The organism is Pseudoalteromonas sp. SG41-2 (genome assembly GCF_014164535.1).
GTDB classification, from domain to species: domain Bacteria; phylum Pseudomonadota; class Gammaproteobacteria; order Enterobacterales; family Alteromonadaceae; genus Pseudoalteromonas; species Pseudoalteromonas rhizosphaerae.
Map to the genome: position 1 here is coordinate 26875 of NZ_JACJFK010000024.1, position 12717 is coordinate 39591.

At 40.7% G+C, this 12717-nt stretch carries 14 protein-coding genes; 11 read left to right on the plus strand and 3 right to left on the minus strand.

Annotated elements, in window-relative coordinates:
• The first annotated feature begins 9 nt into the window (after positions 1-9).
• The 9 genes from rsfS to lipA all read left to right on the plus strand — a co-directional run bounded on the left by rsfS (position 10) and on the right by lipA (position 7951).
• A complete protein-coding gene (gene rsfS / locus H5186_RS17230; protein ID WP_169019778.1) occupies positions 10-327 on the plus strand; it encodes a ribosome silencing factor in 318 nt (105 codons plus the stop codon).
• A 48-nt stretch (positions 328-375) separates the two neighbouring features.
• A complete protein-coding gene (gene rlmH, locus H5186_RS17235) occupies positions 376-846 on the plus strand; it encodes a 23S rRNA (pseudouridine(1915)-N(3))-methyltransferase RlmH (RefSeq protein WP_182718128.1) in 471 nt (156 codons plus the stop codon).
• 9 nt (positions 847-855) lie between these two features.
• Positions 856-2724 (plus strand): penicillin-binding protein 2, encoded by a 1869-nt coding sequence (gene mrdA / locus H5186_RS17240; RefSeq protein ID WP_149980733.1) that lies wholly within the window; start codon positions 856-858, stop codon positions 2722-2724.
• The gene (rodA, locus tag H5186_RS17245) at positions 2721-3827 is read left to right on the plus strand and encodes a rod shape-determining protein RodA (RefSeq protein WP_182785149.1); all 1107 of its coding nucleotides are present in this window, start codon (positions 2721-2723) and stop codon (positions 3825-3827) included. The genes mrdA and rodA overlap by 4 nt, the downstream gene beginning before the upstream one ends.
• Positions 3827-4600 (plus strand): septal ring lytic transglycosylase RlpA family protein, encoded by a 774-nt coding sequence (locus tag H5186_RS17250; RefSeq protein WP_182718130.1) that lies wholly within the window; start codon positions 3827-3829, stop codon positions 4598-4600. Before rodA ends, H5186_RS17250 begins: the two co-directional genes overlap by 1 nt.
• A 54-nt stretch (positions 4601-4654) precedes the next feature.
• The gene (locus tag H5186_RS17255) at positions 4655-5815 is read left to right on the plus strand and encodes a serine hydrolase (protein ID WP_149980736.1); all 1161 of its coding nucleotides are present in this window, start codon (positions 4655-4657) and stop codon (positions 5813-5815) included.
• Between the two features lie 222 nt (positions 5816-6037).
• On the plus strand, positions 6038-6316 hold the full coding sequence (gene ybeD / locus H5186_RS17260; protein WP_145240537.1) for a DUF493 family protein YbeD: 279 nt from the start codon (positions 6038-6040) through the stop codon (positions 6314-6316).
• Positions 6317-6335: 19 nt separating this feature from the next.
• Positions 6336-6989 (plus strand): lipoyl(octanoyl) transferase LipB, encoded by a 654-nt coding sequence (gene lipB, locus H5186_RS17265; RefSeq protein ID WP_145240535.1) that lies wholly within the window; start codon positions 6336-6338, stop codon positions 6987-6989.
• Positions 6986-7951, plus strand: a complete 966-nt coding sequence (gene lipA / locus H5186_RS17270) for a lipoyl synthase (protein WP_145240533.1) — start codon at positions 6986-6988, stop codon at positions 7949-7951. The genes lipB and lipA overlap by 4 nt, the downstream gene beginning before the upstream one ends.
• A gap of 162 nt (positions 7952-8113) precedes the next feature.
• Here the strand turns inward: lipA and H5186_RS17275 are convergent, their stop codons facing one another.
• Entirely contained in the window at positions 8114-8824 is a 711-nt protein-coding gene (locus tag H5186_RS17275; protein ID WP_182794725.1) for a hypothetical protein, read from the minus strand.
• A 200-nt stretch (positions 8825-9024) separates the two neighbouring features.
• On the opposite strand from H5186_RS17275, the gene H5186_RS17280 reads away from it, so the two are divergent.
• Positions 9025-9264: an RNA-binding protein gene (locus H5186_RS17280; protein ID WP_145241401.1), complete on the plus strand. Its 240-nt coding sequence runs from the start codon at positions 9025-9027 to the stop codon at positions 9262-9264.
• Between the two features lie 233 nt (positions 9265-9497).
• Positions 9498-11117, plus strand: coding sequence for a M28 family metallopeptidase (locus H5186_RS17285; protein WP_182761446.1), 1620 nt, complete (start codon positions 9498-9500; stop codon positions 11115-11117).
• Positions 11118-11162: 45 nt separating this feature from the next.
• Here H5186_RS17285 and H5186_RS17290 read toward each other — a convergent pair whose 3' ends face one another.
• Positions 11163-12107: a general glycosylation pathway protein gene (locus H5186_RS17290; RefSeq protein ID WP_182718133.1), complete on the minus strand. Its 945-nt coding sequence runs from the start codon at positions 12105-12107 to the stop codon at positions 11163-11165.
• A gap of 206 nt (positions 12108-12313) precedes the next feature.
• Positions 12314-12616: a DUF6172 family protein gene (locus tag H5186_RS17295; RefSeq protein ID WP_145241408.1), complete on the minus strand. Its 303-nt coding sequence runs from the start codon at positions 12614-12616 to the stop codon at positions 12314-12316.
• Positions 12617-12717: the final 101 nt, after the last annotated feature.

Here is a 12717-nt window from a genome sequence, read left to right on the forward strand (position 1 = left end):
GATAACACCTTGGATACGAAACAACTACTTGCCTTTGCAATAGACAAAATCGACGATATGAAAGCACGTGATGTGGTTAATATTGATGTAACTGCAAGCTCAGACATTACCGACTTTATGGTTGTATGTTCTGGCACGTCAAAGCGTCATGTATTGTCAATTGCAGACCATTTAGCAAAAGAAGCTCGTCACGCAGGTCAAGAACCACTAGGTTATGAAGGCCAATCAGATGGTGAATGGGCGCTGGTTGATTTAGGCGATGTAATCGTACACGTAATGCAAGATCAAGCACGTAGCTATTACGACCTCGAAAAACTATGGAGCTAATACCAAGCTAAACGCTCACTAATTTTTAACCGAGTTTGGATGTAACACGTGAAAATACAGATGATTGCCGTTGGCACCAAAATGCCAGCGTGGGTAGAAACGGGTTTTGCAGAATATCAGCGCCGCTTTCCAAAAGATATGGCGCTGGAGTTAATTGAAATTCCCGCAGGCAAACGTGGTAAAAATGCAGATATCAAACGAATCTTGCATATTGAAGGTGAAAAAACCTTAGCCGCAATCCCTAAAGGCAATCGTATTGTGACGCTTGAGGTAACAGGCAAAGCGCTTGATACTCACCAATTAGCAAAAGACATGGAAAAGTGGCAACTGGATGGCCGCGATGTCAGTTTGCTAATTGGCGGCCCTGAAGGCTTAGCGCCGGAGTGCATTGCAGCTTCAGAGCAAAAATGGTCACTATCAAATTTGACCCTGCCCCATCCATTGGTGCGTATTATTGTTGCTGAAAGCCTTTATAGAGGCTGGAGCTTAAACAATAACCACCCGTATCATCGCGAGTAACATTTACTCATGCGCAAACACAGACCCACAATTAGAGACCACTCAGCAGAAGCTAACCTATTTGCTCGTCGCGCCTTTGTGGGGTTTGTATTTGTTACTATTTTAGTCGCGGTTTTACTTTCCAATTTATATACCATTCAAGTTGATGATCACCAAGATTATCAAACACGTTCTAACGACAATCGCATTAAAGTTATTCCTATTGCTCCTAACCGAGGCCTTATTTATGACCGCAATGGTGTGTTGCTCGCTGAAAATAAACCGGTTTATAATTTAGAAGTTATTCCTGAAGAAGTTGACGATCTTGATGCATCACTGTCAGCACTGACACAATTTATTGATATTTCAGAGCAACAAAAAAACGATTTTCTTGATGATATAAAACATAACCGTCGCTTTAAGAGTCAAGTATTAAAAGCACGTTTAAACGAACAAGAAGTAGCCCGTTTTTCGGTCAATCAGCATAAATTCCCAGGGTTTAGTATCGAAGCACGTTTGGCACGCTACTACCCGTTTGCAGACACCCTAACTCATGCGTTAGGGTATGTTGCTAAACTCAATAAAAAAGAACTGGCTCAGCTCGAAGCACAAGAGCAAGGTACTAATTACCGTGCAACCCATGATATTGGTAAACTCGGTATTGAGAAATATTATGAACAACTGCTGCATGGCCAAGTAGGTTCGCAGCGGGTTGAAGTCAATAATCGTGGTCGCGTCATTCGCACCTTAAGTATGACTCCTCCGCAGCCGGGTAATGATCTTGTTCTTACTCTTGATGTTGGCTTGCAGCAAATTGCCCAACATGCACTTAAAGATATGCGTGGCGCTGTGATCGTCATGGACGCCAAAGACGGAGGCGTGTTGGCGCTTTATTCCAATCCCAGTTATGATCCGAACTTATTTGTTCACGGCATTAGCAGTAAAAACTACAAAGCCTTATTAAATCCTGACCGACCTCTAATCAATCGAACCACACAAGGGCGTTATGCGCCAGCATCGACGGTAAAACCTCACATGGCTGTTCTGGCCCTTGAAGAAGGTCTCGTTACCGAGCAAACGTCAATGTGGGATCCTGGTTTCTTCCAAATTCCGAATGTTGATCATAAGTGGCGAGATTGGAAACGTTGGGGCCATGGCCATGTTGATGTTTACAAAGCCATTGAAGAGTCGTGTGATACCTATTTTTATGATGTTTCTTATCGATTAGGGATCACTAAAATCAGTGATTTTATGGCACAGTTTGGCTACGGTGATTTAACCGGTATTGATATTCATGAAGAAACCACGGCTATTTTGCCATCAAAAGAATGGAAAGAAGGCCGTTTTAAAGAATCATGGTGGCGCGGCGATACTATCTCTGTTGGCATTGGCCAAGGTTATTGGACCGCAACTCCCCTACAAATCGCAAACGCGATGAATATATTAGTAAATCGTGGCGTTAACCACCCTCCACACTTAGTACAAGTTGTGAAAAAAGACAATGACGTCACACAGATCAATAATGAAGAAAAGCCACCCGTTATTTTAAAAGATCCTCGCCATTGGCAGGTCGCATTAGATGCTATGCATAACACAGTTCAAAAAACCTCAGGTACTGCACACAGAGCATTTAAAGGAACAAACTACGATTCAGCAGGTAAAACAGGCACCGCACAAATAGTCAGTATTGCTCAAGGTGAGCGATACGATGCAAAATCCCTCAAAGAGCGTCAACGTGATAACACTATCTATGTAGGCTTTGCACCTTATGAGGATCCCAGAATCGTTGTTTCTGTTGTTCTAGAAAACAATCATGGCGGTGTGCAAATTGCTCGCCAACTAATGGATTACTACTTTGCCGCAAATCCCGTTAATCTTGCTAGGAATAACACACCATGACCAGTTTGCATGATGGCCGTTCAATCTGGATGCGTATGCATCTTGACTTGCCGCTACTGCTGGCATTGCTATTAATGATGGCAGGCAGTGTAACCGTTGTTTATAGCGCCAGTGGTCAAGACCCTGCAATGATGATCCGTCATATTACCAGGATGGGCGGCGCTGTTTTAGGTATGATTATTTTAGCGCAATTTTCACCCGCGACCTTAAAGCGTTTAGTTATTCCTTTATATTGTGTTGGGTTACTGATGCTGGTTGGGGTGCTGTTATTTGGCGTCAGCTCCAAAGGCGCTCAGCGCTGGTTAGATTTAGGCATTACCCGCTTTCAACCTGCTGAATTAATGAAAATAGCCGTGCCTATGATGGTGGCTTGGTATATTGGCCGTAATCATTTGCCGCCAAGAGCACTGCACTTAGTTGTTGGTTTTACCATTGTTATGGTTCCCACACTCCTGATCAAAGAACAGCCCGACTTAGGTACCTCCATCTTAATTGCCAGTTCAGGGATCTTTGTATTGTTTTTGTCTGGTTTAAGCTGGCGATTAATCGGCTTTTTAAGCGCTTTGGTTGCTTTAGCTGCATGGCCTTTTTGGCATTACGGTATGCATGACTATCAAAAACAGCGGGTACTAACTTTGTTCAATCCAGAAAGCGATCCTCTTGGCTCTGGTTATCATATTATCCAATCAAAAATAGCTATCGGCTCTGGTGGTATTGAAGGTAAAGGTTGGCTGCAAGGCACGCAATCACAATTAGAGTTTTTACCTGAACGCCATACTGATTTTATCTTTTCAGTACTTAGTGAGGAATTTGGCCTTTTTGGTGTATGTGTTTTATTGTCCATGTATTTATTTATTATTGGTCGCGGTTTGTATATCGCAGTTAATGCTCAAGATGCATTTGGTAAATTACTGGCAGGGGCACTCACGCTGACTTTTTTTGTTTATGTATTTGTAAATATTGGCATGGTATCAGGGTTACTACCTGTGGTGGGTGTACCATTGCCATTGATAAGTTATGGCGGTACGTCGATGGTCACTTTAATGGCCGGGTTTGGCATTATTATGTCTATCGCAACTGATAAAAGGATGCTGTTAAAATAATGCGCTACTGTTTAAAATTATTCAGCTGTTTGTGGTTAGTGGTTTTTTTAAGTGCCTGTAGCTCTTCAGGTATAAATCACAGTGACCGGTATAGTATGCGCCATGATTCTGCACCACTGAGAGTACCCACTGAATTAGAAATGCAAGATGCCATAGTCACAGAGGTTAGCAAAAGTGCCAGTGCTGGGCGCGCTTACACAGTTAACGGCAAAAACTATACTCCGATGCTAGATGAAACTGGTTATAGCGAAGAAGGTATCGCTTCATGGTATGGCCGTAAATTTCATGGTTATCACACCTCAAATGGCGAAGTCTACGATATGTTTGCGATGACTGCAGCTCATAAAACGTTACCCTTGCCTAGCTTTGTAAAAGTAACCAACACCAGTAATGGCAAATCTGTGATTGTCCGTGTAAATGATCGTGGCCCATTTCATGATGATCGCTTAATCGATTTATCCTATGCAGCAGCGTATAAACTTGGTTACTATCATCATGGTACAGCCAAGGTTAAGCTTGAAGCTATTACAATGGCCGATTCGACTGCGCGTTTGAGTTATATTCAAGTCGCTGCAGGCAGTACCTTAAAAAATATTGAAGCATTAGCGTACACTTTACGCCAGCAATATCAATTACCCACTAATATTGTGGAAAAAGATGCTATTTATAGGCTGCGTTTAGGGCCAATTAAAAATGCTGAGCAAGCTCAGCAAGTACTTGAAAAACTAAAACAGGATCAATTTCAAAACGCGTTCTTGCTTTATAGTGAATAACACCTTTAGAATGAGGTAAACGCGAATCTTTAACTTTAACCATTAATGAGTATGATGAAATCTATTAAATCCAAAATTATTAGCGGTGTATGTGGCGTAGTTTGCTCTGCTGCCGTTTTTTCTGCGACCGCCCAAATCATCCCTGCACCGCCTCAAGTTAATGCAAAAGGTTATTTTCTTGTTGATTTCACCACTGGTAAAGTTATTGCCGAGGGTGAAGCTGATACTCGCCTAGCACCTGCCAGTTTAACTAAAATGATGACCAGCTACGTCATTGGTACCGAAATCAAAGCAGGCAATATAGCGCCAACAGATATGGTTACGGTAAGCGAAAAAGCGTGGGCTAAAAACTTTCCTGAATCTTCGAAAATGTTCATCGAAGTGGGTAAGCAAATTAGTGTTAACGATTTAAACCACGGTATTATTATCCAGTCAGGTAATGATGCTTGCGTAGCAATGGCAGAACATATTGCCGGTAGCGAAAGCGCATTTGCAGACTTAATGAATGCCCATGCTGAGAAATTAGGTATGAGTAACAGCCACTTCATTAACAGCCATGGTTTAGATACCAACGAACACTTCACAACCCCTCGAGATATGGCCACCTTAGGTGCAGCACTTATTCGTGATGTGCCTGACGAGTATGCGGTTTACTCACAAAAATCATTTACTTTTAACGGCATTAAGCAATACAACCGTAACTCACTGTTATGGGATGAAAGCTTAAACGTTGATGGTATAAAAACCGGTCATACATCGGAAGCAGGTTACAGCTTAGTAAGTTCAGCGACTAAAGATGATATGCGTTTAATCGCCGTGGTTATGGGTACTTCGAGTGAACGTGCACGTAAAGTAGAAAGTAAAAAATTACTTAACTATGGTTTTCGTTTTTTTGAAACAATCACACCTTACAAAGCCGGCGACAGTTTTGCCGAACAACGTATTTGGATGGGTAACAAAGAAAATGTATCGTTAGGCATTTTAGTTGATACGCCGATCACTATTCCACGCGGCCAACGTAAAAATTTAAAAGCCGACTTTAAACTTGATAAAGTTTTAGAGGCACCATTAGCGAAAGGCTCTACCGTAGGTACTTTATCTTTACAACTTGAAGGCGAAGTAATTGCTCAGTATCCTCTGGTAACGCTTGAAGAAGTTGAAGAAGGTAGCTTCTTTAGTAAAATTTATGATTACCTACGTTTACAAATAATGTAAAACGCTACCAAATAATATAAGCGCCTTGCAAAGCAAGGCGTTTTTTTTTGCTTTAAAGATGGTAGAATGCGCCCCATATCTAACCCGCAAATAACCAGAATACCAATTGTCTTATGTAAGCGATTAATTCAATTGTTATAAAGGTCGAGAACAGGTTATCTAATCGGTTTATTGTTTGGTAATAAATACTAAACACACATATAAGTATGAGGAGTCAACGTCGTGGCTACACCGGTAAAAAATACTAAATTTGATGAATATTTAGAATACCCTTGCCCTTTTACATTTAGAGTAATGGGGTTGGCAAACGTCAACTTAACTGACCAAATTCTAACTAAGTTACAACCTATTGCCCCTGGCGACTACGCTCCAAAAGTTAAACCTAGCAGCAAAGGTAATTATGAGTCAGTTAGCTTAGTCGTTACCGTGACCAGCGGCACTCATATTGAAGAAATTTATAACGTGATCAGTGCGATTGATGACGTACGACACATGCTTTAAACGCTAAGCGGAGTAAGCTGTGAGCGAAAATACCTTAATCGTCCGTCAACTTGGTAAACAGCGTTACATGCCAATTTGGCAACAAATGCAAAACTATACTGATGTTCGAACTGAGCATGATGCGGATGAAATATGGCTCGTTGAACATGAGCCAGTATTTACGCAAGGCCAAGCAGGTAAAGATGAACACCTACTTGCACCTGGAGATATAGAAGTGATCAAGGTTGACCGAGGTGGTCAAGTAACCTATCACGGACCGGGCCAGCAAATGATGTACGTATTATTTAACTTACGTCGCTTGAAAATTGGCGTACGAGAATTGGTCACATGGCTTGAAGAGTGCATTATCGATACACTCAATGATTACGGTATTAAAGCCTACGCAAAAGCAGATGCCCCGGGGGTTTATGTTAACGATAGCAAAATAGCATCATTAGGACTTCGTGTTCGCCGTGGCTGCTCTTTTCATGGTCTAGCATTGAATGTAAACATGGACATGAGCCCGTTTTTACGTATCAACCCATGTGGTTACGCCGGTATGAACATGGTGCAAACAACCGACTTGAACGGCCCAGAAAACCTTGCGCAAGCAGGTGCTGGGCTCGTAAAACATATGATTAAAAAACTTAATGCGACACAGGTTAAGTATACTGAAGGGTTTGAAAACGAATGAATAAACCAGTCAAGATGGAACCAGGGGTAAAACTACGCGACGCTGAAAAAATGGCGTTGATCCCAGTAAAAGTATTACCCACTGAAAAAAACGAAATGTTACGCAAGCCAGAGTGGCTAAAAATTCGCTTACCTAAATCAACTGAGCGGATCGACGGCATTAAACAAGCCATGCGTAAGCACGGACTGCATTCAGTGTGTGAAGAAGCCTCTTGCCCTAACTTATCAGAATGCTTTAATCACGGTACAGCAACTTTTATGATTTTAGGCGCAATTTGTACTCGTCGTTGCCCATTTTGTGATGTTGCCCATGGCCGTCCGTTAACACCAGACGCCGCAGAGCCAGAGAAGTTGGCTCTTACTATTCGCGATATGAAGTTAAGCTATGTGGTGATCACCTCTGTGGATCGTGATGATTTACGTGATGGCGGCGCACAACATTTTGCTGATTGTATTCGTGAAATTCGTAAGTATAACCCAAAAATCACCATCGAAATTTTAGTGCCTGATTTTCGTGGTCGCATGGACCGAGCGCTTGAAATCTTAATAGAAACGCCACCAGATGTATTCAATCATAACCTTGAAACTGCACCGCGTTTATATAAACTTGCGCGCCCAGGTGCTGACTACAAATGGTCATTAGAATTACTGCGTCGCTTTAAAGAAGCACACCCTGAAGTGAAAACTAAATCAGGTCTAATGGTTGGTCTTGGCGAAGAAATTAGCGAAATCGAAGAAGTACTGCGTGATTTACGCGCGCATAATGTCGATATGCTAACGGTTGGCCAATACCTACAGCCATCAAAGCATCACTTACCTGTAAAACGCTACGTGCCACCAGCAGAGTTTGACGCGCTTAAAGAGTACGCTGATGAAATTGGCTTTACTCATGCCGCATCAGGCCCATTTGTTCGTTCAAGCTACCATGCTGATCAACAAGCTGCGGGTAAAGAAGTGAAGTAATCATTTTTACAGAATTGAAAAAGCCGTTAGTAATGGATTAAATCACTAACGGCTTTTTTGTTATATTAATGGTCTTACCTTTCATGCTAAACCCTTAAAGTTAATTTTAAGAGCATTTCTTCTTAGTTGTTGTAAAAATTTTTAGCATATATTTTTCAACGTTTATTTTCGTTTCGAAGCATTGCTTCTCAATTGTGCTGAAACATTATCGTTCAACTTAAGCCAATTTGTTTCATAATCCCACGTTGCTTTAAACTCTTCGCTACTCCTTGAGCTTTCTAACATTTCTCTAAAATCAAAGACGTCCGCAAAATTACTTTCATTTACGTCATAATTACCCCAGCCTCTAGGCTCCATCTTAATATACTTTAAATAATTAGACTTAAAATCATTAACGGCAGTGACTAGCTCTTCATTACTATTTAGTTTTTCTGCAATGATTGCCTTTTCATCATCATTAAGAGAACCCGTTACTGTAAGCTCACCTGACTCATTGATAGAAATACCCCAACTTTTATTTGCTAAAGAAGGCTGTTCACTCCTTAATTCAGCCATAACGCGATCATAGGGTGAAAGCATCTTCTCAACTGCTTTAGGGACATCACCACCAGGCATATACAAATGAACTGTAGCGACTCCAATATCATACATAACCTCTTCAATAGGTCTTAATATATTGGCATCTTTATTTACAGGCTTATAGTATGTTGCATCAGGCTCTTTAAACTGCCCTTTATGATAGATGTCCTTCGCTAGGCGCTCCATTTCACTTTTTAATTGCTCTTTACTATTCACTGGCGTGTTGATTTCGACCACCGAACTGTTTGAAGTAGGTTGCAATAGTGGATATGTATCTTGCGAGTTAACTTGCATATTACGTCCTTGTTTTTTTTATAGCTAAGTTGTTATCGGCTAACTATTCTTATGCTTTAACTATTCCCCCCCAAAAAAGGAACCTACTTTATTCTTTGGCTATCAGCCAAAAACTATTTTTGCGGTTTGTAATTAATCATTAGGTCAAACGGCTTTTCCTTGAGACAATCACCCCTGTTATTTTTAAAACATGGTTCTTTATGAAACTATTAGTTAGAAACTTATCACGCACTATCACTGAACATGAAATCCGCGTACTTTTTACTGAACACGGTAAAGTAGCCGATTGTAATTTAGTACTAGATAAAGAAACCGGCCAATCGAAAGGCTTTGCCTTTGTAGAAATGCCAAACGATGCAGAAGCTGCTGTAGCAATAAAAGCATTGAATCAAAGTACTGTTGATAAAAGCAAGATCCGCGTAAAGAAAGCTGACGCTTAAACGTGTTATTTTGTTGCAAAAGGCCAGCACTCTTCGCTGGCTTTTAGCTTTTTTTCACACAACTTCTGCGCCAGTCCCTTTCACCCAACGAAATTTAATTCAGCCCCTAAATCATAGTACCCAAAATCAACTAATTGTATTTTATAAAAATATCTGCGCTTCATGGCAAAAAACTAGACAGCAAAACCGACACCCCATATAGTCACAGTATGTATCCTTAAAAACCTGCAATTATGACTCCTCTTTTTAAATCGCTCAGTGTAACTTTATTATTGGGCTTAACTGGCTGTTCAGAGCCTGCTCAAGAACAAACGACGCTTGACAATACAACCAGTGTAAATTTAAGCAATATTAAACAACATATTAAAACCCTTGCCTCAGACGAATTTGAAGGACGCGGTCCATTAACGCGCGGTGAAGTAAAAACTGTGGGTTACTTAAGTGACCAATACCAAGCGCTTGGATTAACTGGTGCATATAATAATAAGTTTTTACAGCCGGTAAAAATGGCGATGGTAACCGCTGATCAAAACATGCAATTAAAAATTGGCGACTTGAGCTTTACCGCTGGTAAAGATTTTACGGCGCGAACGAAACAATTACAGCCACTTATTGATGTTCGTAATTCAGAGGTAGTATTTGTTGGTTATGGCATTAATGCGCCCGAGTATAATTGGAATGATTATAAAAATATTGATGTAACGGGTAAAACGGTTGTTGTGTTAGTAAATGATCCTGGGTTTGCTACGCAAGACGATGCGCTATTTACCGGCAACGCTATGACCTACTACGGTCGCTGGACTTACAAATACGAAGAAGCCGCTCGCCAAGGCGCAGCCGCAGTGTTTATTGTGCATGAAACAGCGCCAGCTGCATATCCTTGGGGCGTAGTTGAAAGCTCAAATACAGGCACAAAATACACCTTAATGGATAACAACCTAAACGCATCAGAACTACCGGTAATGGGTTGGCTAACACTCGATGCAACCGAGCAGTTATTTAAATCAGCAAACTTGAGCTATCAACAATTAAAGCAACAAGCACTTAACGACGACTTTAAAGCTACTGCGCTTAATTTAACAGCGAACCTTGCATTTAAAAACGAAGTGTCACATGCTAAATCACACAATGTTGTTGCGCAATTAACGGGCAGTGAAGCGCCTGATGAATATATTGTGGTCAGCGCACATTGGGATCATTTTGGCACTAAGCAAACTGATAGCGGGCCAAAAATTTATAATGGTGCAGTTGATAATGCCTCAGGCAGTGCTGCCACAATTGAAATCGCTCGTATATTAAGTAACATGCATAAACAAAAACCGTTTAAGCGCTCGATTATTTTTGCGAACTTTACCGCCGAAGAAACAGGGTTAATTGGCTCAGAGCAATTTGCCAGTGGCGAACTTATCCCTACCAAGCAGATGGTCGCTCTGTTAAATATTGATGGTATGAATGTGCTAGATGGCACCGATTACATACTGCAATACGGCAAAGGCTTATCACAAATGGAAGACTACCTTAGCAAAGCCGCAAGCAAACAAGGCCGTCATGTAAAAATGGATCCCGTGCCACAAAACGGCCTATTCTTCCGATCAGATCACTTCTCACTAGCTAAACAAGGCGTACCTGGTTTACTGTTTATGAGTTTAGGTGATACAGATCCAGATTATATTGCTCATAAATACCATAAAGAAGCTGATGATTACTCTGCTCAGTGGTCATTAGGTGGTGTAAAACAAGACATCGAGTTAATTGTTGATATCGCATCACAATTGGCAAACAACGGTGATTGGCCAAAATGGCAAGCCGATTCAGATTTTAAAACTCGTCGCGCCCAAGACCGCGCAGAATAAATTAAGTTGAGTTGGGGTAGGCATTCATCGCCTACCCCATTTTTATTAATGCCCTTTCTTATTGCGTTGTGCGCTCAATAATAAGGTTTCGGCTTTTGCCCCTAAATACACATAAATAGCCAACGCAATCAATAGCCCTACAACCGCTAACATCATATAAATTGCCGGTAATAAATACTGCGACTGCCCCAGCGCTGCCTTAAACATCGTTAATAACGCTTCAATAGACACTGCAATTAAAATAGTTGAAATAAACCGTGTGATAGTGCGCCGCGTTGAACTGTGCCTAAAGATATCTTTATGCATTAAAATTTCTTCTTCGAGAATCGTTTTACCTAAATCAAATATTGCTAACGCGAGGGTGATAAAAATGATGATCGTAAACGGTTCGAGCGGATCATTTTCTATAGAGCGGACAAACAGTAAGCTATAAATATCACCAAACACCCTACCAAGTAAAAATAACACTAAGATAAATAAGCAACTGACAATAATGCCATAACCCGCTTTAAAAAATGGCGTCATCGTGGCGCGAGTACGATCCCCCATAATAAATTCGATTAATTGCGTTAGACATACATCAATCACTAAATAGCGATTTTCGCCATATGAAGCATGTAACGATTTTATTGCTGAAATACATAAGTGATTGGTCGCGATCGAAATATAGGGCGGCGTAAAACGAGTATGTTGCTGCTGTTGGATACCTTGAAAATACGGCCGTTCACTCAAATCCTGTGAATCGCCATGATTATTTAAGGTTTTCATATACTGACGTTTAAAGCAGACATTGTTACCTAGCTGCACGCCATTTTTATCTAGACAGTATTGTAATTCTAAAAATGGGTATTGAGCGATTAAGTAACGATTATCTTGTTGTTTTTTAACACCGTCTTCTAAGCTTGCTAGCACTGAGTCAAGTAAGTCGTGGATCACGGTTTGATATTCTTGGTAACGTTCGACGCTACTGATATAACTCATTCTTGCCATGTGTTTGCTCCTAACTGCATTATTAAAAGTAATAGCAATTACGGAACCAACTTTACAAAAACTTATAAATCAACTGGTTGCATTATCTGAAGAAGAGAAAAGATCCATTTCGCACCAACCGGGTGCAAAATAAACTGCTGGACTTACTTTTTTGCAAGCACAAAAAATGGGCTACTTAGCCCATTCTTTCATTAAATCAATTACTTTTAAATTTCATCATCAGAGTCTTGCACTTGACGTTGTGCAGCTCTAGCAATGATTTCAACATAAAACGACTCTAAGCCTTGTTTTTCAATTTCGCTGATTGAGTTGCTAATTTCAGCAACGTGCACCACTTGGGCATCTTCAGCTGTGTTACCAAATTTACAATCAAATGCCCAGTAATCAGCATCAATTGGCAACGTTTTGTTACGCTCTCTTTTCAAATACTTTTTTACTTCATGCTTTGCAGCATCTACCATGCGAGGGTATTTGATTTTCTCGTGATTCAGCGTGAATGTTTTCTTCATTACGTTCCTAATTACCTTGATTTAATGATGATGGCAATAATACCAAGTAAATTGGAAATGCCATTTGGGGTCATTATAGCAATTGCATTTAGTTTGTGGAT

Coding starts and splice junctions, on each gene's coding strand:
- H5186_RS17290 (WP_182718133.1), bottom strand. CDS start 12,107: ATGGCAAGAATGAGTTATATCAGTAGCGTCGAACGTTACCAAGAATAT.
- H5186_RS17295 (WP_145241408.1), bottom strand. CDS start 12,616: ATGAAGAAAACATTCACGCTGAATCACGAGAAAATCAAATACCCTCGC.
- H5186_RS17255 (WP_149980736.1), top strand. CDS start 4,655: ATGAAATCTATTAAATCCAAAATTATTAGCGGTGTATGTGGCGTAGTT.
- H5186_RS17250 (WP_182718130.1), top strand. CDS start 3,827: ATGCGCTACTGTTTAAAATTATTCAGCTGTTTGTGGTTAGTGGTTTTT.
- lipA (WP_145240533.1), top strand. CDS start 6,986: ATGAATAAACCAGTCAAGATGGAACCAGGGGTAAAACTACGCGACGCT.
- mrdA (WP_149980733.1), top strand. CDS start 856: ATGCGCAAACACAGACCCACAATTAGAGACCACTCAGCAGAAGCTAAC.
- H5186_RS17280 (WP_145241401.1), top strand. CDS start 9,025: ATGAAACTATTAGTTAGAAACTTATCACGCACTATCACTGAACATGAA.
- rodA (WP_182785149.1), top strand. CDS start 2,721: ATGACCAGTTTGCATGATGGCCGTTCAATCTGGATGCGTATGCATCTT.
- H5186_RS17285 (WP_182761446.1), top strand. CDS start 9,498: ATGACTCCTCTTTTTAAATCGCTCAGTGTAACTTTATTATTGGGCTTA.
- H5186_RS17275 (WP_182794725.1), bottom strand. CDS start 8,824: ATGCAAGTTAACTCGCAAGATACATATCCACTATTGCAACCTACTTCA.